Origin of the sequence: Agarivorans sp. Z349TD_8, assembly GCF_050870825.2 — a bacterium.
GTDB lineage: Bacteria > Pseudomonadota > Gammaproteobacteria > Enterobacterales > Celerinatantimonadaceae > Agarivorans.
Genome location: NZ_CP194037.2, coordinates 4,335,935 through 4,354,809 on the forward strand (window position 1 = coordinate 4,335,935; position 18,875 = coordinate 4,354,809).

Sequence of the window (18,875 nt, forward strand, 5' to 3'; positions counted from 1 at the left end):
GATTGATGAGCTAAACCGAGCCATCCAATGAGTGGCCAGAAAACGATTAGGCGAGCATATGCAGACCATTGTTCAAGTCAGCGTGTTGCAAAAATGAGGCTTGTAAACATGTCACGATGGTGAAGAACATACCACTAGCGGTGTTTCTACGGTGGAACTTAGAAGCAAACCAATATGCAGGAACACTCGGCTTAGTGAACATTTAAGCAACAGATGTTGCTCCAGATGAGAGTTTTTTATTGTGGTAACAAATTGCGACTCAGTGAGTGAAGCAAATACAACTTAGCCTTCCACTCAAAGATGAAAGGCCCAAATGATCTGAGCCCACCTTTAAGCCGCATTTGTGGCTCATCGTTTTAACCCCCAATGGATCTCAATCGCATCGGTTCGGCCTTGCTGAATAAGCCGCAAATGACTGTCTTCAAACGGCTGAAGTATTAAACCGTAGCGAGTAACTTACGCGCGGCCTCTACTACAATACTAACCGCTTTATGTTCGGTGTTTTTCATTAAGCTTTCATCGGGAATTTCTTGTTGAGTCCGATTCACAATCACCCCAGCAACACAGCCAGCCTTAAGACCCTGCGAGGCACACATGGTAAATAAGGTCGCACTCTCCATTTCAAAGTTAAGTACCCCCATGGCTTGCCATTCTTCCATCGAACCCTGCAAGGCTTTGGTTACTCGACCAGAAAAAGTGTCGTAGCGCTCTTGGCCCGGGTAAAAGGTATCGCTGGATGCAGTAACCCCCACATGACAGTTTGCCTTGGCTTCTAAGGCTGCACTATGCAAAGCTTGCATACACGAAAAATCGGCCACGGCGGGAAACGTCATCGGCGCAAAATGTTGGCTGGCGCCATCTAAACGAACCGAAGCCGTGGTGACAATGACGTCCCCCACATTGATGTGGTTCTGGATCGCGCCAGTGGTGCCCACACGTAAAAAAGTTCGCACCCCTAATTGTGCTAACTCTTCCACAGCTATAGAGGTAGAAGGCCCACCAATCCCGGTGGAGCATACCACCACGGGGGTTCCATCCAATTCACCCAGATAAGAGGTAAATTCTCGCTGAGAGGCTAATAACTGCGGATTATCTAATAACGAAGCGATCCGCTCGACCCGCTGAGGATCACCGGGAATAATCGCCAAGCTGGCTCCTTTTAACATCTCAGGGTTTAACCCTAAATGAAATACACTTGCGGCTTGATTCATGCTGACTTCCCTAATTGAGTCGAATAATTAATGCCCTGAGCATAGGGGCTGAACTGCTGAATAAGTGTGAAACATCTCGCATTTAGCTGTAAGTGAAGCTAAAAACAGCTCATTATCACCGCTTATGTTGAAATAACTTTCACCTTTGTAACCTGATCTAAAACGCAACAATCCACCGATTTAAACCATAAACAAATGAATCATTAGCATGTCTATAAGCCGCTGTTCTACAATCAGTAGAATTATTTTAGCCAGAGAAGTAACAATGAAAAATCTGCGTGTTATTTATGTAGCGATATTACTGGGTTTAAGTGGCTGTGTCAGTCATCAATCGGAAGGAAATATGAACTTGGCCAATAGCCGCTGGTATATGAGCGCCGACGACTACCAAATAGCCGATATCAAACTGCCCGCCTTTCACTTAGAAGAAACCCAACAAGGCTACAAAATTTCTGGATCCACGGGTTGCAATAACTTTTTTGCCAGCGCAAGTTGGGATGGCAAGCAACTCAGCCTCACCCAACCGATTGCGATGACACGGATGATCTGTGCTGCTCCTCTGAACAAGATTGAAATGGAATTTATGCAAGCCGTAGAGCAGCCAATCATCAGAGATGGCGAAACACTGCGCTTAACTAATGGCGCGGTATTTAAGCGCATTCCAAACAAATCCTAACCACCATCAGTAAGCGAAGCACTTCGCTTACTCGTTAAGCCCTTTTTCTAAACCAGCTTTGCCGTAAGTCTTGCCAACTCGCATAAGCCACCAGTGCCGCAATCATACTACTGCTAGCGAGTACCCAAGTGGTGGCAATGAACTGTTGTTGTTGCCAAGCCACCGGATCCACCGGCCAATGCCAATAGCCAATAGCCCAATCCAGGCTCCAACCAAAGGCCATCGCTGTCACAATCACCCCACTTAAATAGGCGACCAAGGCTCGCATGCCCATCTCCTGGCGCACTAACATCAGCGTTGCAATATTGGTCGCTGGCCCGGCTAACATAAACACCAAAGCTGCCCCCGGTGAAATGCCAGCGATAATCAAGCCCGCGGCTATCGGTGTCGAGGCCGTTGCGCAGATATACATAGGGATCCCGACTAAGACCATCACCACCATGGTGCCCCACCCCTGCCCCCACCGGGTCATAAAGCTTTCTGGCAAATAAGTTTGAATCAATGCAGCAAATGCCAAACCCACAAACAACCATAGGTAGCTATCCCGTACCATCTCAAGCAAGGCATCTGCCCAGCGCCGTAAACTGCTACGCCAGTCTGCTGTGGGAGTCTCGGCGGGCGATGATTGACTAGCGCACTGACCACCGCTGCAGCAACTCTTAACCACAGTTTTTGGCGCTTGACCAGCTTCACTATTACCAACTAAAAGGCCCGCTACGATGGCACTCACAATCGCCGCAATAGGACGAATAATTGCCATCACCGGCCCCAACAGCGCATAGGAAATAGCCACCGAATCAACTCCAGTTTCCGGTGTTGCGATTAGAAAAGAGGTGGTGGCACTATTCGAAGCCCCAGCACGGCGTAGACCCAGCGCAGCGGGGATCACCCCACAAGAGCACAATGGCAAAGGCGCGCCAATAAACGCTGCTTTTATTGTTGTACTCGGTCGGTTATTACCTAAATGCTTAGCCAACCAACGACTCGGTAAGCCCAGTTTCAAGCTGGCGGCAATCACAAAGCCTAGTAATAACCAAGGCGCAGCACTTAGAAATAATCCAATAAAATTAGTCAATAACATCTTCTAAAGCCTTTAATATTGAACACTGGGCAGCACTTTCACTGCCACCACAACAAGTCTCATGTAATTGGCGCAAAGTCGCTTCAAAAGCCTGTAGCTGAGCGAGTTGCTGCTGTACCTTGACCAACTTTTGTTCGATAAGGACGCTCACATCGTGACAACTCACCTGCTCGGCTCGCTCTCGCAGGTTCAGTAATTCAGCGATATCTTTAATTGATAAACCAGATTGCTTTGCCCGCTGCACAAAGCGCAATCGAGCTACATCTGTCTCACTATAAATACGATATTGGTTGGCCTCGCGCGCGGGCGTTTTCAGTAGCCCCTTGCGCTCATAAAAACGCAAGGCCTCGACACTTAAGCCACTTAGCTTGGCTAATTCCCCGATCCGATACATAAATACCTCCCATTCACTACAGGATAAACCCTATAGCTAGGTTTAGGGTCAACCTTTTTTTTCTGGAATGATAAAAATCTCTTGGTTCAATGCAGAGTCTAAGCCTGCTGACGGGATAATTTTATTAGAGTATATGATGCAAGTTGATGACTTTTAGTGCACCAGCTAAAGTGGCACATACAAATATCTGCCAGAGTGACCATGCTCAAGCTGTTACTTTGCTGCCTTCTCTTAATTAAGGGCCACTGCAATTAGTATCAATGCTAAGGCAATCCAAGTATTCAGAGCCACATTTTCGTTAGCAAAGATAACACCGATCAAGACACCGAATGTGGGGACTAGATCGTTGGTGAGTGAGGTACATACTGGCCTGTTTCCGATATGAGAAGCATATAAAGAAAGTAAACAACTCCGGCCCACATAGCCCCAGATAGATAATAAAAAGAATCGTATCTAAAGTTACATGGCTTAGGAGTTGGCTATCAGAAAACAAGAATATAAGTAATATCTGTAGGCTGGCTGCACCCAATACATTCCTTGCCACAATCAGAGGGGGCTCGTCCCCACATTTGAGTGTTCGTGGAAAATCCGGCGAGCATTGCCGAGCTTATTTAAAAAACCATTGATACTAAATAAAGCAATGCCAATACCAAACTCTAGTGTTTAAACAGAGTTCATATTTACGCCACATAGGACGATAGCATTTTATTTCAGTTAGTCTGGGATGTAGGCAATCAACCGAGAATTGCCGCCAGCTAAGCCTACATCTACGGCTAGACAAATCATCCAAATAAACCAAGTGATGAGAGTCTCCGCCCACAGCTGACAGGTTTATAAATATTGATTTCGCTCTGCGGGAATATCGGACAGATATTGTACAAATTCAAGCTCAAAACCATCGGGATCTAGAAAGTATACATTTTTACGATATTGTGTCGCCGCGCCCTGGTTGTGAATCGGAAAACCAGCTTGCAGCAAACGCTGGCTCAAGGCCTCGATATTATCGGTAACAAAAGCGAAATGTGCCAAGCCCAGTTGGTTACTTGTCAAAGACCGATTTTCCCCTCGACCACTATCGTTAAAAGTTAAGTAATGCGTTTCATCACCAAAGTGAACCCAATTCCTTGGGGTTCCATGCCATAACTGATGACCTTGTCCTCTAATATACCAGTGGGGAAAAGCGGCCCCGTAAAACTTAAGCGTAGCATCAAGATCGCTCACCACTAAATTCAAATGTTCTAAATACATTGTGATTTCCTTCGTTATTGATCAGTGCTGTGAACACCAGCGAATCGACGACTCGGTGATATTTGTGTTTAGCATAAAAGCTCAAGTGAACTTGAGGTAAAGGAGTTTTTTTCTTATCCTCAAACAATATTCATTTGAGGAAAAGCGATGACCAGCACTCCACCAAAAGCCCTATCGGTAGGTTTTGTCGCCAAACGCTGTGGCGTGAAAATATCGACACTGCATTTTTACGAAAGTAAAGGGCTGATCCAAAGTTGGCGTAACCAGGGCAACCAACGCCGTTATCGGGCCGATGTACTACGACGGGTCTCGGTGATCAAAGCCGCACAAAAATTGGGGATCAGTTTACAAGACATTAAGCTGGCCCTCGCCAGCCTGCCCGATCAACGCACTCCAACCAAACAAGACTGGCAGCAGCTGTCAAAGGTCTGGCGCCAACAATTAAATCAACGGATCCATCAACTAGAAAAGCTTAGGGATTCTCTCAACGGCTGTATTGGTTGTGGTTGCCTCTCCATGCAGAATTGTCCGCTCTACAATCCCGATGACATCCTAGCTGAACAAGCGCAAGGACCTGTTCTATTAGACCGAGCATAAACTTGCACCATAGCGACCAAAATCGCAGCTTGAATCAAAAGCGCCCTTTATCGATAAAAATAAGCATGCCAAAGAACTTTTTTAATACTTGCAACGTTATTCCTTTTAACCGAGGAGTAACTATGTTTAATTTTTTAAAAGTAAATCCATTGAAACGTAAACGAAAAAAATATGATGTTTTACTGGAATCGGCAATGCTCGCGCAAAGACGAGGCGACATTATGAGCTATTCGATGCTAAGTGCCGATGCGGAGCAACTATGGAAAGAAATCAAAGAGTTAGAGTTGAAAAATCAGTTGCCCAATACACCAAGTGAAAAGTGACAAGTAAATCATTAAAGCATCCAGCTATTGACAGGAAAATTATTAAATATCAGTAATTTGAGCTAAACAGAGTCGGCGTCCATACTTAATGAACGCCGGCCAAATTAGCGACGAACATGCCAAATAAAGTCAGTCAAGTTATCAACAAGCGAACGAAGCCCAACGTGGTTAAGCTCGGCTTGGGTGCTGCCTTATTAGCCTTTTTCAGCCTCGCGATCCTCGCCATTGTATTTACTGCGTTAAACAATGTTGATCGTGAAATTAAAAACAAGGTAAAAAAATCTCTATTAACCACTCTGCATACCACCCAACAAGCTCAGCATATTTGGCTACAACACCGACTGACAGAATTAGATAACATCACCCGCTCTCAATCACTGCGCAGCATTGCGCAGACCTTCACTCGCAGTAAACCTAGTCCCTCGCAATTTGCCAAAGCAGAACAACAGCTGGCACAAAGTCTGCGTTTTATTATGGAAAGTTATCAAGATCAGAACTATTGGCTGACGCGCCGCAATGGTCAAATCCTCAGTTCGAACCTCACCCAGCAAGCCACACGCCACCCTTTATTTGAATTAAGCTCACAAGCGATACAAGAGGTATTAGCTGGTGAAACTCGTTTTATCACAGGCTCAGCCAAAACCGAGCACGACACCCAAAGTCACATTTACTTTTGTTCACCAGTGTTCGATGAACAACGACAGGTGATTGCCGTTCTGATCATCGGTGCCGATCAACATAAACACTTTAATACGATCACCCAACTTGGCAACATCTGGGACAGCGGTGCAACTTATGCCTTTGATCAAAATGGTGTAATGCTTTCAAATTCTCGTTCCGACGAGCAACTTCATCGAGTCGGTTTGTTAGCGCCCGCACAAAGTGCCATCAACACCATTCGAATCACCGATCCCGGTAGCAATATCTTGGAGAGGCGAGACCAAAAACTATCTAAACTACCACTCACACTGATGGCACAAAGCGCCACTCGAGGGCAAACGGACTTCAATATAGAAGGTTACCGAGACTACCGAGGTATATTGGTATTAGGCGCTTGGAGTTGGCAAGCCAACTATGGCTTTGGCCTTGCCACCGAAATCGACAAATCCGAGGCATATAACGTTTATGGTAGAACCAAAAACATCGTATTAATTGGCATCATTAGTTCTTTAGTGGTGACTTTTAGCCTATTTATGTTGCTGTATATCAGCCTCCGTAACGGCAAGCGCAGCTTATATCAAGCCCAACTGGTATTAGAAGATAGGGTTAAACAACGAACCGCCAACCTAGAGGCGGCTCAGCAGCAACTGCGCGCCGCCTACCAAGAACTCGAGCAAGTATCTATCACTGATAGCCTGACCGGCATCCCCAATCGACGCTGCGCCGATACTTTTTTAAATAGTGAGTGGCGCCGCGCACAACGCGATGGATATCCGATTACTATTATGCTGATCGACATCGACCATTTTAAGCAATATAACGATCACTATGGTCATCCCGCGGGCGATATTTGCCTGGAGCTTGTCGCTAGAACCCTAATCGACAGCCAAATTTGTAAACGTCCGGGGGATCTAATTGCACGCTATGGTGGCGAAGAATTTATCGCCATATTAAGTAATAGCGATCAACAATATGCCACACTTGCCGCGAACAACTTACTTGAAGCCATCCGTAAAGCTGCCATCCCCCATAATTTCACTTTAGTTGAAGATCAAACCATGCTGACCATCAGTATTGGGGTATCCATTGCAGAAAACATCGACACCAGCCTGGAAAAAGTTGTGAGTTTAGCTGACCAAGCGCTGTACATCAGTAAACAAACTGGACGTAATCGCTATCACCTGAAACTCCCCCAATAGTGCAACTGAGCGGCTCCCCCAAGCTAAAATAAACCAATCCGTCCATTAATCACCACCTTGAACAGCAATCGAAGTTGCTGTTTTCACATAAATTTCAATAAAAAATAAGGACTAAACAATGCTACCTACGGATGATTAATCTACTAAAAATTGCACATTCTTAAGACTTTTCCTGTAAAATGCGCGCCTCAAACCTAAGTTGTTTATTTTTCGGGCAACTTGTACCGCTAGCGCACATAACTGCTAATGAGGATAAAACCCCAATGGAAAACGCTCGACCGATTCGACGTGCACTGATCAGTGTTTCAGATAAAACAGGCATCATCGAATTCTCTCGATCTTTAGCCCACCAAGGCGTAGAGATCTTATCTACTGGTGGCACCGCTAAATTACTGGCTGATAACGGCATCGCCGTGATTGAAGTCTCAAACTACACAGGCTTCCCAGAAATGATGGATGGACGGGTAAAAACACTCCATCCTAAAGTACACGGTGGCATTTTAGGTCGACGCGGCACCGATGACCAAGTCATGGCTGAACACGACATCAATGCCATTGATATGGTGGTGGTCAACCTTTACCCATTTGCAGCAACCGTGGCAAACCCAGATTGCAGCCTGGCCGATGCGGTAGAAAACATCGACATTGGCGGACCAACCATGGTGCGCAGTGCAGCGAAAAACCATAAAGACGTGACCATCGTGGTGAACGCTTCGGATTACGACCGCGTATTGGCAGAAATGGCTAATAACGATAAATCGTTAACTCAAGCCACTCGATTCGACCTCGCCATTGCCGCTTTCGAACACACCGCCGCCTACGACGGGATGATTGCAAACTACTTCGGTACCATGGTCCCAAGCTACGGCGACAACACCGAAGGTGATGAAGAAAGTAAGTTTCCACGAACATTTAATAGCCAATTCATTAAAAAGCAAGATATGCGCTATGGCGAAAACAGCCACCAAGCAGCCGCTTTCTATGTAGAAAAAAACATTGAAGAAGCCTCGGTATCGACTGCCACTCAGCTGCAGGGTAAAGCCTTGTCATTCAACAACATCGCCGATACAGACGCCGCCCTTGAGTGTGTAAAAGAATTTGCTGAGCCATGTTGTGTCATCGTGAAACACGCCAATCCTTGCGGCGTTGCTTTAGGAGATGACATTCTGCAAGCTTACCAGCGCGCTTATCAAACCGATCCTACTTCAGCCTTTGGTGGCATTATTGCTTTTAACCGAGAACTCGATGCCGATACCGCCGAAGCCATTGTCTCTCGCCAATTTGTGGAAGTGATCATTGCACCTAAAGTTTCTGAAGCAGCAGCACAAATTGTTGCCGCGAAGAAGAATGTGCGTCTGCTGCAATGTGGCGAGTGGTCAACTAAAACCACCGGTTTACAACTGAAACGGGTAAATGGTGGTTTATTGGTGCAAGACCGCGATCAAGGCATGGTCGGTCAAGAAGAGCTAAGCGTCGTCAGCAAACGTCAACCCTCAGCAGAAGAACTACGTGACGCGCTATTCTGCTGGAAAGTGGCTAAATTCGTGAAATCGAATGCCATCGTTTACGCCAAAGGGAACATGACGATTGGGGTCGGTGCTGGCCAAATGAGCCGTGTATACAGTGCTAAAATCGCTGGTATTAAAGCCGCCGATGAAAATCTGGAAGTCGCCGGAAGCGTGATGGCATCCGATGCCTTCTTCCCGTTCCGCGATGGCATCGATGCCGCTGCCGAAGCGGGCATCACCTGCGTCATTCAACCCGGTGGCTCAATGCGTGATGACGAAGTCATCGCGGCTGCGGATGAACACGGCATGGCCATGCTATTCACCGGCATGCGCCACTTCTACCACTAAACGAATAACAGCCAGCCTTACGCTGGCTGTTTTATATTGTGGCTTGGCGTGACCAAGCCAGGTTTGCTCAGTATTGGATAAACAAAAATGAACGTACTTGTGATTGGCGGCGGTGGCCGTGAACATGCGCTGGCTTGGAAGGCCGCCCAGTCTCCTTTAGTTGATAAAGTCTTTGTGGCCCCCGGCAACGCTGGTTCGGCGCTTGAGCCAAAGCTGGAAAATGTTGCAATTAATGTTGAAGATATTGCCGGCCTACTGAGCTTTGCGCAACAGAACCAAGTTGAACTGACCATTGTCGGCCCTGAAGGCCCCTTAGTGATTGGCGTGGTGGATGCTTTTCGCGCTGCGGGTCTAAAGATCTTCGGCCCCACCGAAAAAGCAGCACAGCTTGAAGGCTCTAAATCTTTTACCAAAGATTTTTTAGCCCGTCACAACATCCCAACGGGTTACTACCAAACCTTTACCGAAGTTGAACCTGCCATTGCTTATGTTAAGCAGCAGGGCGCTCCCATCGTGGTAAAAGCCGATGGTTTAGCAGCAGGTAAAGGCGTGATTGTGGCGATGACCGAAGCCGAAGCAATCGCGGCAATCGAAGATATGCTCGCCGATAACGCCTTTGGTGAAGCAGGTTCACGCGTGGTAATTGAAGAGTTCTTAGATGGCGAAGAAGCTAGCTTCATCGTGATGGTGGATGGCAGCAACGTATTAGCCATGGCCACCAGCCAAGATCATAAACGAGTTGGCGACGGTGACAGCGGCTTAAATACCGGCGGCATGGGGGCTTACTCACCCGCACCGGTAGTAACTCCTGAAATTCACCAACGCATTATGGATCAAGTGATCATGCCGACAGTAAAAGGCATGGCTGCTGAAGGCAACGAATACACTGGTTTCTTATATGCTGGTTTGATGATCATGGCTGATGGCATGCCAAAAATCATCGAATATAACTGTCGCTTCGGAGATCCAGAAACCCAACCGATAATGATGCGAATGCAATCTGATATCGTTGAGCTATGTTTAGCCGCCGTTGATCGTAAACTCGATAGCAAAACTGCCGAATTTGACTCTCGTGCAGCCATGGGTGTGGTCCTCGCCGCTGCAGGCTACCCAGGTGATTACCCGAAAGGGGATGTGATTAACCTACCCAGCTTGAGCGAAGAAAGCCTAGACGCCAAAGTATTCCACGCAGGGACTAGCGAAAAAGACGGTCAGCTCCTGACTAGTGGTGGTCGAGTGCTGTGTGCTACCGCCTTAGGCAACAGCGTGACAGAGGCTCAAGCCAATGCCTACGCCTTAGTCAAAAAAGTGTCTTGGAACGGTATGTTCTATCGTCACGACATCGGCTACCGCGCTATCGCCCGAGAAAAAAGCCAAGGCTAAGCCTTAAGCTGAATGCTAATAACATATAAAACCACTAAATGATCGATATTTAGTGGTTTTTTTTGTATTTTTCACATGATGCAAAGCTTAATCTCAATATTACTCAAGCAGTGCTATTATTCACTGTCATCATTGCGAAGAGCGTAACATGGAAAAGCATAATTTATTAGAAGATGGTTTAGCCCTATTAATTGGCAGCCTGATGGTTTCCTTAGGACTATTTTTCTTTAAACAGACTCAATTACTCACTGGTGGTACCGCGGGTTTGGCTCTGTTATCCAGTCAATTTTTTAAGTTAAGCTTTGGTCAAATATTTCTACTCATTAACTTACCCTTTTTTATTTTGGGTTTTGCCAAGATGGGCAAAAGCTTCACTTTTCGCACCGTCGCTTGTGTATTGCTGGTCTCTTTGTTTACCGATTATATGCATCTGGTCCTCAGTGTTTCACATATTGAGAGAAGTTATGCATCACTCTGTGGCGGTTTCTTAATTGGCACTGGTATGCTGATCCTGATCCGCCATAAAGGCAGCTTAGGCGGGGTGAATATTCTAGCCTTATATTTACAACAACGTTTTAATATTCGTGCAGGTCAGGTGCAAATGGGGCTCGATATTATGATTGTTGCTGCCTCTTACTTCCTCGTCCCATTAAGCGTTTTACTATGGTCCATTGTTGGCGCGGTCGCGCTCAATATCGTGATATCATTGAATCACAAAAGTGGACGCTACCAAGGTCTATCTTAATTAAACCAATGACATTTACTTCTGCGTTCATCTCGATAGAACAAACTCAGCGTTTGTTTGCTTGCTATGATCAATGGCTTACAGATTACCAAGACTATTGGCAATTCAGTCCTTTTGCCCATCACACATTCCCTTGGCCAAAGCCCTTACTCAAACACAGCTTAGAACAACTAAGCCTTGAGCAGCTGACCCAATTTGAACAACATCCCACGCTGGCTAGAAGCTATTTTGCTGAGTATTTCCCAGAACTAACGCAAAACCAAGAATCATGGCCCTTAACGGTTCCTCAAACGCGCAGTTTAATCAGCCCATTTTGGTTGAGTAACGGTATTAAAGGCCGTAAATTGGAACAAATTGCAGCCTTTTGCCAACAATTACACGGCGAGACAAGACCAGTATTGGAGTGGTGTGCAGGCAAAGGTCACTTGGGGCGCTTCATTAGTTACCATCACCAGCTGCCCGTCACCAGCCTAGAGTGGCAGGCACAGCTCTGTGAAGAGGGGCAACAGTTGGCCCAAAAATTAAACTTAAGCCAACATTTTGAACACTGTGATGTATTAGCTGAGCCACCCCAAGCCACGCTCAACAAGCAACAACATGTAGTGGCCTTACACGCTTGCGGTGAGTTGCACCTACAGCTACTTCGCTTAGCCAGTCAGCAGCGACCACAACGACTCAGCCTATGCCCCTGCTGCTATCACCTCATTAGCACCCCTTACTATCAGCCGCTCTCCGAGCAGGCTCAACAAAGCTCCCTTCAATTGAGTAAAGCGGACTTACGCTTGGCCGTGGCTCAGTCGGTTACCTCGGGTCAGCGGGTGCAAAACCTACGTCAAACCGAGATCCATTGGCGCTTAAGTTACCAATGTTTACGCGAGCAAGTGACTGGGCAAAGCGACTACCAAGCGTTGCCGTCGGTGGCGAAACACTGGTTTGCTCAAGGGAGTAGCTTTGCCGATTTTGCCCAATGGGCGAGTCAACAACACCAACTGGCGCTGCCAGAGTCCATCGACTGGGCAGATTATTTAAACTTAGGACGAGAGCGCCATCTTCAAGTACGTAAAAGTGAACTGATACAACAACTATTTAGACCCATCTTAGAGCGCTGGCTGATTCTGGACCGTTGCTTATTTTTACAAAAGCATGGCTATCAGCTAAAACTCGTGGAACTTTTCCCCTTTCAAACTAGTCCACGTAATGTACTCATTCAAGCCGAGTTGCCTTAAGGCGCTTCAACCGTAAGGCTCTAATCAATACCTTAAGTACTGTTTATTGGTTTTTAACCCTTACGATATAGCCTCTGCTCTAATAAGCAATAAGGCCTTTTACTGTGATAATTGTTACACTTACCAATATTGGATAGGTATCTATCCTTGACTCATTGATAACTGGAAACTTTATGTTGCTTCGTATCCCGCTATGCTTCACCTTGCTTTGCGTTAGTTCTATGCTGTTTGCCACCGAACAAGAAGAACAATATGAAGAAGCGCTCAATCCCGCACTTATTGAAAACGACACGGCATCGAGTGAACCACAACCAATCCCCGAGCCTAAACCAAACATCCTCCCAGAAACCGAGTCGCAGGGAAAGTCAGTCGAAGCAAACCCTACCGAGCTGGACCTGCAACAAAAGTCAGGCGATGACAAACAAGCTTTGCCGGCCCAACCCGAAAACATTATTCCGATAGTTGTTGGCAACGATCCGCTCTCGAGCAAAACTCAGAAAAATTTAGCCGAGCCGCCCCCAGAGCAAGCGACATGGGGACCGCTTCATTTACTCAATACCGAGCTCTCACCGAACAGCAAAGCCACCCTAGATTGGTTTTCCGGTCACCTGCCTGGTGGCTTCGAAATGGCCACCCCGGTCGTGGTATTGCATGGTAAAGAAGCAGGGCCAACCGTATGTTTAACTGCCGCGATCCATGGTGATGAGGTCAACGGGGTTGAAATTGCCCGCCGAGTCGTACAAAACCTAAAACCAGAAAATCTCAAAGGCAGCATTATCTCGGTTCCAGTGGTCAATATTGACGGACTATGGCGCAAAGATCGCTATATGTCAGACCGACGTGATCTTAACCGCGCCTTTCCTGGTAATGCTAACGGCTCAACCGCCTCTCGCGTCGCTTATAGCTTATTTACCAGCATTATCCGTCACTGTGACAGTGTCATTGATCTGCATTCTGGCTCAATGTTTCGGGAAAATGTGACTCAATTACGGGCCGATATCACTCTAACTTCGGTTGCGGAATTAACCAAACAATTTGGTGCGGTTTCGGTACTACAAAGCATTGCTCCCCCAGGCAGCTTACGTGGCGCAGCAACCGCCGCTGGGATCCCCGCGGTGGTGATGGAAGTGGGAGGTCCTTTCACCGTTGATGTAAAAATGGTTGAAACTGGCGTCAAAGCGCTACGCAGTTATTTAAGTTCCATCGGTATGTTGCCGCGCTCTTTCTTTTGGTCTTCACCACAACCGGTATTTTATGCCTCCGAGTGGCTGCGCTCTCGCCAAGGCGGGATCCTGATAAACAAAGTCAACCTAGGGCAAAAAGTAAACAAGGGGCAACTGTTAGGTGAAATTAGCAACCCGATTAATAATGAAATCGAGAATCTATACGCACCTTTCAATGCCGTCGTTCTTGGCCGTGCTCAGGACCAATTTGTCAGCGCTGGTTACGCTGTGTTTAACCTTGGTGAACGCCGAAGCATAGAAGCTCTTGAACAACAGGGTGAACAAGTGAAGAAAAAAGTTGTCGAGAATAATGCGGAACAGATGGGGCTAACACCCAGCCTAAACCAGAATGATGCCACCCCCCAAGTTACAGATGATGAGGCGACCACGCTGCCACCTAAACCCGAGAGCCCCTCGCGGCCAACACCAACGGGGCATCAAATCCCCGATATGGATGATGTTCCAGAAGATTAGCCAAGCCTTATCAAGGCGAGCAATAGCCAAGAATTCTTTTAAGGAGTAATCACGATGACCCAAGAGGCTTTAATCAAACGCTGCACATGGTGTGGTGACGCCCCAGATTATCAACATTATCACGACCATAGCTGGGGGCGGCCAGTTTATGACTCAAAAGAACTATTTGCTAAGCTCTGTTTAGATGGACAACAAGCCGGTTTGTCATGGATAACCATTCTGCGTAAACAGCAAAACTACTATCAAGCCTTTGCTCAATTCCAACCAGACAAAATCGCTCAATACCAAGACCAAGACTGCGCCCGCTTAATGGAAAACAAAGGGATCGTACGCAATAAGCTTAAGATTAATTCCATTATTAAGAATGCCAGAGCCTATTTAGCGATAGAGGCACAAGGCCAAACTTTTAGCGACTATATTTGGAGCTTTGTAAACGGCAAAACCATTGTAAATCGCTATACCCATATGCAAGACATTCCAGCTGAAAGCCCAGAATCACAAGCAATGTCGAAAGCCTTAAAAAAAGCAGGATTTAATTTTGTTGGACCCACGATTTGTTATGCCTTTATGCAAGCGGTGGGTATGGTGAACGATCACCTGGTGGATTGCCATGTCTATCGAGAGTGTGTCGAGTTAGCCAAACGTTAAGCTGCTTCATACTGGCCAGAAGATGTTATAGCAATCTAATTAATTAGATGAGCAATTTATTACGCAGAATTAATTTACCGATAATCAGCCAGGAAGTGCAGTAGCTAGTGGCTCTAATGACAAGATACATCACGCAGTTAGCGGTGATCTAGGCTAGCAAAAATAAACCAGTAATGGTTAGATTAGTATTCGATGGGCTGCTCATCAGTCATCAATACGGTGAGTCGTAAGTGATTCGACCAAGGGCCTTATTCGCTCGCTGTTGAGCGCATGTGACTGGTTGCAGTCAATCTAAATAGAAGGTGATTTAGGCCACCCTGAACGGGGAAGCTTTCGCCTGATCGGCGATGATCTCTGTGTGACAATTATTGAGTGTTAGTATAACTGAACGAAGTCTTACAAATTAACGAGTTAACTCCGCGAAACGTTGTTCTTCAGTCTTTTTGTTTTGTAAGTAGCTTAATGCCACCAAACCCATTAATTCCATCATAATTTTTCTCTCTTTAGTAAAAGTTTAACTCAGTTGATCAATCAGATTAACGATTCAGTTGCTTAACACTGGCGTCATCGTGTTTTTTGTAACCTAGGTAGCTAAGGGCGACCAATCCAAATAAATCGTACATAATATTTTCCTTTTGCTTGTAAATGACTAGCGATTACGTTGCGCTTGGCTTTGTTGATTATTGTTTGCTTGTGATTGTAATGCGTAAAATAAACCAAATAATTCCATAATATGTTCACCTATTGTTTTGTTTGCTTCAATCTTAAAAGTCGCTAACTATGTAAAGTGTTTTTGTTAGTAACTTTCTCTCTTGGGATTAATATTATGCGACACAGCACACAATTAACATTATGTTTTTTCATTTTGTACTTACTAAATTTCACTTTAAGTAATTAAATTACCAAAAAATCATTTGAAAGGCTTTCCAAACCACAGCGCAGAGCGAATTTGTGAAAATTGTTAACTATTGTTTGATAAAAAATTTCGCAAGTATTTTCTTAAACCGTTACAAATGAGAAAACTGCGGTATGCTAATCCACTAACCGTCACTGCTATATAAGGGAGAAACGATGCAGGCAATACAAGCGCAATTCCATGGCGACCAACTGAAGCTCAATCAACTGCCAGACCTTGTTGCAAATCAACAACAAGTGCTAATCTCAGTCAAGGCTGCTGGGGTCAACCCAGTAGATACTTATATCGTAGCCGGTAGTAATAACTACACCGCCAACTTCCCACACACGCCTGGAAAAGATGCCGCAGGCGTGATCATTGCCGTGGGTGCTGACGTCACAGGCCTAAGTCCCGGACAACGAGTTTATTGCGCAGGAACACTCAGCGGTGCCAGCGCTGAACAATGCTTGGCCAGCCCGCAACAGGTTTATCCTCTATCGAATCACTTAAGCTTCGAACAAGGTGCCTGTTTAGGTACACCATATGCTACAGCTTGGCGAGCTCTGTTTATTCGAGCCCATGCTCAAGCCGCAGAAACGGTGTTTATTCACGGCGCGAGCGGAGGCGTCGGACTCGCCGCAATTCAACTCGCCAAAGCTGCGGGTTGTCGGGTTTTTGCCAGCGCTGGCAGCGAAGCCGGTTTAGCACTACTCAAACAACAAGGTGCCGATGTGGTAGTAAACCACCATCAAACGCAACACTACCAACAACTGCAACAAGCCGGTGGGGTGGATGTAATATTAGAGATGCTAGCGAATCAAAACTTAGGCGATGATCTACCGCTACTCAATGCAAGAGGACGCGTGGTTGTGATCGGTAGCCGAGGCAGTGTAGAGATTAATCCTCGAGATCTCATGGCTCGAGATGCTTGTATTATGGGAATGGCCTTAGCGCACGCCGATAGCGCACAGCTAAAACAGATCCATACGGCCCTTTATGCAGGTGCCGAAGCGGGATTTGTTCGCCCTGTGATAGGACAAAGTTTTGCTTTGGCCGAAACCAGCGCCGCTCATCAAGCCGTGATGCAAGCAGGCGCTCACGGCAATATTGTGATCGACACCCAGCAGACTAAGGATACCGTTAGTCACCAGTAACTCGACGACATAAATAGCCCGTCTCTCAATTGGTCCCGCTGCGACCACTCTCGATGCGCAGCGGCTCTAGAAATAAGATAAACCTTGAGGGCTATTTTATAGACTCGAGGCGTGAGGCGAAAAAGTAAGCCTAAGAAATATTGCTTCCCCTACTCCCTCGACAACCAAAATCTGTTGATCCTTGGAATAACATGAGTGATGAAGGATCAACAGCCCAAATCAAGTTCATTCTTTCTTCGCGGCAATTTGTTTATACATCAAACCAGCACAAACCGCCCCAACGAGTGGTGCAAGCCAAAACAACCATAATTGACTTAAGGCAATCCCCCCTTCGATTAAGGCAGGCGCAGTGCTACGAGCCGGATTCACCGAGGTATTACTCACCGGAATAGATATTAAATGGATTAAAGTTAATCCCAAACCAATCGCCAAGGGGGCGCCCCCCACTGGTGCACGCTGATCAGTAGCCCCTAAAATGATGAATAAAAACATAAAGGTCATCACTATTTCACAAATAAAGGTTGCGACTAAACTATAGCCTCCTGGTGAATGCAGGCCGTAACCATTACTCGCCAAACCATGGCTAGCCAAATCATAATCAGCGCTACCACTGGCAATCAAGTACAAAATAATTGCGCCCACAAATCCGCCAAGTAACTGGGCACAAATATAAGGGAATACATCAAACTTAGAAAAACGCCCTGCCACCATTAAACCGATGGTGACCGCAGGATTAAGGTGACAACCAGAGATATGCCCAATGGCATAAGCCATGGTGAGAACGCTCAGACCAAAGGCTAGTGATACCCCAACCAAGCCAATCCCTACCTCAGGAAAAGTCGCCGCTAATACAGCACTACCACAGCCCCCTAAAACCAACCAAAAAGTACCAATCCCTTCTGCAACTAAACGATTGAATAACGGCATGTTTGCTCTCCTTTTCAAACATAGGCTTCACAGTAGCAACTTGCCACTGTCGCCTAAATATAGGCCACTCCTGCCAAGCCTACCGAGTTTTTACTCCCTTGCCCGTTCAGTTCGATACAGTTTCTCGCTTAACAGATACAAGACGAGAGAAATCGAAATAAATACAAAGAACTAAAAAACACAATAGTAAAGACAAATATAAAAAATATAGCTACCATTGCCACACTTTAATCCGAAAATAATTCATTAATAGGACGTTCATGTTTAGAACTTATATTTTAGCGGTTTACATCACCATACTCACTATTCCTACTGTCTATGCGAGTGAATTTAACTTTGAACTGAATGATGATGCCTTCAGAGCTGGTTTTACCAGCGCGATAGGGCCTGCAGCTGAGGTGTCGGCAAACTATATGTACTCTCGACCTGAAGGCGATTTAGCAGAGCTAGGGATCAAGGCAACCCACCAGCAGGACAATCATAAATTTGCAATTGGCACTAAGTTCAACACATTGTGGGCAAATCATCACGCGAACGCGCATGCCGTAACCATTGGAGGAAACTACGCCATTCTCATTGCCCCAGATTTAACAATTTCAGGAAGTGCTTACTACGCACCTTCGGTGTTAGCCAGTCATGAATTAAGTCGTTACTACAACTTAGATGCAAGAGTGGCTTATTCGCTGATGCCCCATGCTAACGTGTACTTAGGTTACCGTAGCATTCAGTTTCACTATCGTTCTGCAAACGATTTAAGCTTTAATAAAGGTTTCTATATCGGCGCAGTAATTAAGTTCTAGTCCTCAGAGGCCTGTTATGTTCAGCTCTGAGATGAAAAACAGGCCAAGTGCGACGCCATTCCTGATGTTTCTTGATTCACCATCTAGTCCGTATCTATCTAGCCACAGCGCCTAGCTCTTTTCAGCGTCGACAGTGAAGCAGAGCCCCCAAAAAC

17 protein-coding genes are annotated in these 18,875 nt (G+C 46.1%); 12 read left to right on the top strand and 5 right to left on the bottom strand.

The window, feature by feature from the left end; genetic code table 11:
• Window positions 1-437 precede the first annotated feature (437 nt).
• Window positions 438-1,211: a uridine phosphorylase gene (udp, locus tag ACRRS1_RS19505; protein ID WP_432455848.1), complete on the bottom strand. Its 774-nt coding sequence runs from the start codon at window positions 1,209-1,211 to the stop codon at window positions 438-440.
• 265 nt (window positions 1,212-1,476) lie between these two features.
• Between udp and ACRRS1_RS19510 the strand changes: the two genes are divergently transcribed.
• Complete coding sequence (locus ACRRS1_RS19510) at window positions 1,477-1,887, top strand: META domain-containing protein (protein ID WP_432468894.1); 411 nt, start codon at window positions 1,477-1,479, stop codon at window positions 1,885-1,887.
• A gap of 34 nt (window positions 1,888-1,921) precedes the next feature.
• Here ACRRS1_RS19510 and ACRRS1_RS19515 read toward each other — a convergent pair whose 3' ends face one another.
• The 3 genes from ACRRS1_RS19515 to ACRRS1_RS19525 all read right to left on the bottom strand — a co-directional run bounded on the left by ACRRS1_RS19515 (window position 1,922) and on the right by ACRRS1_RS19525 (window position 4,610).
• Window positions 1,922-2,968 carry an SO_0444 family Cu/Zn efflux transporter gene (locus tag ACRRS1_RS19515; RefSeq protein ID WP_432455846.1) on the bottom strand — a complete coding sequence of 349 codons (1,047 nt, stop codon included), beginning with the start codon at window positions 2,966-2,968 and terminating at the stop codon, window positions 1,922-1,924.
• On the bottom strand, window positions 2,955-3,362 hold the full coding sequence (gene zntR / locus ACRRS1_RS19520; protein WP_432455845.1) for a Zn(2+)-responsive transcriptional regulator: 408 nt from the start codon (window positions 3,360-3,362) through the stop codon (window positions 2,955-2,957). Before zntR ends, ACRRS1_RS19515 begins: the two co-directional genes overlap by 14 nt.
• 831 nt (window positions 3,363-4,193) lie before the next feature.
• Entirely contained in the window at window positions 4,194-4,610 is a 417-nt protein-coding gene (locus ACRRS1_RS19525) for a VOC family protein (protein WP_432455843.1), read from the bottom strand.
• Window positions 4,611-4,757: 147 nt separating this feature from the next.
• On the opposite strand from ACRRS1_RS19525, the gene soxR reads away from it, so the two are divergent.
• The 10 genes from soxR to ACRRS1_RS19575 all read left to right on the top strand — a co-directional run bounded on the left by soxR (window position 4,758) and on the right by ACRRS1_RS19575 (window position 16,993).
• On the top strand, window positions 4,758-5,207 hold the full coding sequence (gene soxR, locus ACRRS1_RS19530) for a redox-sensitive transcriptional activator SoxR (RefSeq protein WP_432455842.1): 450 nt from the start codon (window positions 4,758-4,760) through the stop codon (window positions 5,205-5,207).
• Window positions 5,208-5,329: 122 nt separating this feature from the next.
• Window positions 5,330-5,530 carry a DUF6435 family protein gene (locus ACRRS1_RS19535; RefSeq protein WP_432455841.1) on the top strand — a complete coding sequence of 67 codons (201 nt, stop codon included), beginning with the start codon at window positions 5,330-5,332 and terminating at the stop codon, window positions 5,528-5,530.
• 116 nt (window positions 5,531-5,646) lie between these two features.
• Window positions 5,647-7,389: a diguanylate cyclase gene (locus tag ACRRS1_RS19540; protein ID WP_432468893.1), complete on the top strand. Its 1,743-nt coding sequence runs from the start codon at window positions 5,647-5,649 to the stop codon at window positions 7,387-7,389.
• A gap of 263 nt (window positions 7,390-7,652) precedes the next feature.
• Complete coding sequence (gene purH, locus ACRRS1_RS19545; protein ID WP_432455838.1) at window positions 7,653-9,245, top strand: bifunctional phosphoribosylaminoimidazolecarboxamide formyltransferase/IMP cyclohydrolase; 1,593 nt, start codon at window positions 7,653-7,655, stop codon at window positions 9,243-9,245.
• A gap of 87 nt (window positions 9,246-9,332) precedes the next feature.
• Complete coding sequence (gene purD, locus ACRRS1_RS19550) at window positions 9,333-10,628, top strand: phosphoribosylamine--glycine ligase (RefSeq protein ID WP_432468892.1); 1,296 nt, start codon at window positions 9,333-9,335, stop codon at window positions 10,626-10,628.
• A 148-nt stretch (window positions 10,629-10,776) separates the two neighbouring features.
• Window positions 10,777-11,373, top strand: coding sequence for a YitT family protein (locus ACRRS1_RS19555; RefSeq protein ID WP_432455836.1), 597 nt, complete (start codon window positions 10,777-10,779; stop codon window positions 11,371-11,373).
• An 8-nt stretch (window positions 11,374-11,381) separates the two neighbouring features.
• Window positions 11,382-12,599 (top strand): class I SAM-dependent methyltransferase, encoded by a 1,218-nt coding sequence (locus tag ACRRS1_RS19560; RefSeq protein ID WP_432468891.1) that lies wholly within the window; start codon window positions 11,382-11,384, stop codon window positions 12,597-12,599.
• Window positions 12,600-12,772: 173 nt separating this feature from the next.
• The gene (locus tag ACRRS1_RS19565; protein WP_432468890.1) at window positions 12,773-14,296 is read left to right on the top strand and encodes a succinylglutamate desuccinylase/aspartoacylase family protein; all 1,524 of its coding nucleotides are present in this window, start codon (window positions 12,773-12,775) and stop codon (window positions 14,294-14,296) included.
• 54 nt (window positions 14,297-14,350) lie between these two features.
• On the top strand, window positions 14,351-14,944 hold the full coding sequence (locus ACRRS1_RS19570; protein WP_432455833.1) for a DNA-3-methyladenine glycosylase I: 594 nt from the start codon (window positions 14,351-14,353) through the stop codon (window positions 14,942-14,944).
• A gap of 1,071 nt (window positions 14,945-16,015) precedes the next feature.
• The gene (locus ACRRS1_RS19575; RefSeq protein WP_432468889.1) at window positions 16,016-16,993 is read left to right on the top strand and encodes an NADPH:quinone reductase; all 978 of its coding nucleotides are present in this window, start codon (window positions 16,016-16,018) and stop codon (window positions 16,991-16,993) included.
• A gap of 225 nt (window positions 16,994-17,218) precedes the next feature.
• On the opposite strand, the gene aqpZ is transcribed toward ACRRS1_RS19575, so the two are convergent.
• A complete protein-coding gene (gene aqpZ / locus ACRRS1_RS19580; protein WP_432455831.1) occupies window positions 17,219-17,920 on the bottom strand; it encodes an aquaporin Z in 702 nt (233 codons plus the stop codon).
• Window positions 17,921-18,180: 260 nt separating this feature from the next.
• Between aqpZ and ACRRS1_RS19585 the strand changes: the two genes are divergently transcribed.
• Window positions 18,181-18,720: a YfaZ family outer membrane protein gene (locus ACRRS1_RS19585; RefSeq protein ID WP_432460244.1), complete on the top strand. Its 540-nt coding sequence runs from the start codon at window positions 18,181-18,183 to the stop codon at window positions 18,718-18,720.
• Window positions 18,721-18,875 lie beyond the last annotated feature (155 nt).

Coding starts and splice junctions, on each gene's coding strand:
- udp (WP_432455848.1), bottom strand. CDS start 1,211: ATGAATCAAGCCGCAAGTGTATTTCATTTAGGGTTAAACCCTGAGATG.
- ACRRS1_RS19510 (WP_432468894.1), top strand. CDS start 1,477: ATGAAAAATCTGCGTGTTATTTATGTAGCGATATTACTGGGTTTAAGT.
- ACRRS1_RS19515 (WP_432455846.1), bottom strand. CDS start 2,968: ATGTTATTGACTAATTTTATTGGATTATTTCTAAGTGCTGCGCCTTGG.
- zntR (WP_432455845.1), bottom strand. CDS start 3,362: ATGTATCGGATCGGGGAATTAGCCAAGCTAAGTGGCTTAAGTGTCGAG.
- ACRRS1_RS19525 (WP_432455843.1), bottom strand. CDS start 4,610: ATGTATTTAGAACATTTGAATTTAGTGGTGAGCGATCTTGATGCTACG.
- soxR (WP_432455842.1), top strand. CDS start 4,758: ATGACCAGCACTCCACCAAAAGCCCTATCGGTAGGTTTTGTCGCCAAA.
- ACRRS1_RS19535 (WP_432455841.1), top strand. CDS start 5,330: ATGTTTAATTTTTTAAAAGTAAATCCATTGAAACGTAAACGAAAAAAA.
- ACRRS1_RS19540 (WP_432468893.1), top strand. CDS start 5,647: ATGCCAAATAAAGTCAGTCAAGTTATCAACAAGCGAACGAAGCCCAAC.
- purH (WP_432455838.1), top strand. CDS start 7,653: ATGGAAAACGCTCGACCGATTCGACGTGCACTGATCAGTGTTTCAGAT.
- purD (WP_432468892.1), top strand. CDS start 9,333: ATGAACGTACTTGTGATTGGCGGCGGTGGCCGTGAACATGCGCTGGCT.
- ACRRS1_RS19555 (WP_432455836.1), top strand. CDS start 10,777: ATGGAAAAGCATAATTTATTAGAAGATGGTTTAGCCCTATTAATTGGC.
- ACRRS1_RS19560 (WP_432468891.1), top strand. CDS start 11,382: ATGACATTTACTTCTGCGTTCATCTCGATAGAACAAACTCAGCGTTTG.
- ACRRS1_RS19565 (WP_432468890.1), top strand. CDS start 12,773: ATGTTGCTTCGTATCCCGCTATGCTTCACCTTGCTTTGCGTTAGTTCT.
- ACRRS1_RS19570 (WP_432455833.1), top strand. CDS start 14,351: ATGACCCAAGAGGCTTTAATCAAACGCTGCACATGGTGTGGTGACGCC.
- ACRRS1_RS19575 (WP_432468889.1), top strand. CDS start 16,016: ATGCAGGCAATACAAGCGCAATTCCATGGCGACCAACTGAAGCTCAAT.
- aqpZ (WP_432455831.1), bottom strand. CDS start 17,920: ATGCCGTTATTCAATCGTTTAGTTGCAGAAGGGATTGGTACTTTTTGG.
- ACRRS1_RS19585 (WP_432460244.1), top strand. CDS start 18,181: ATGTTTAGAACTTATATTTTAGCGGTTTACATCACCATACTCACTATT.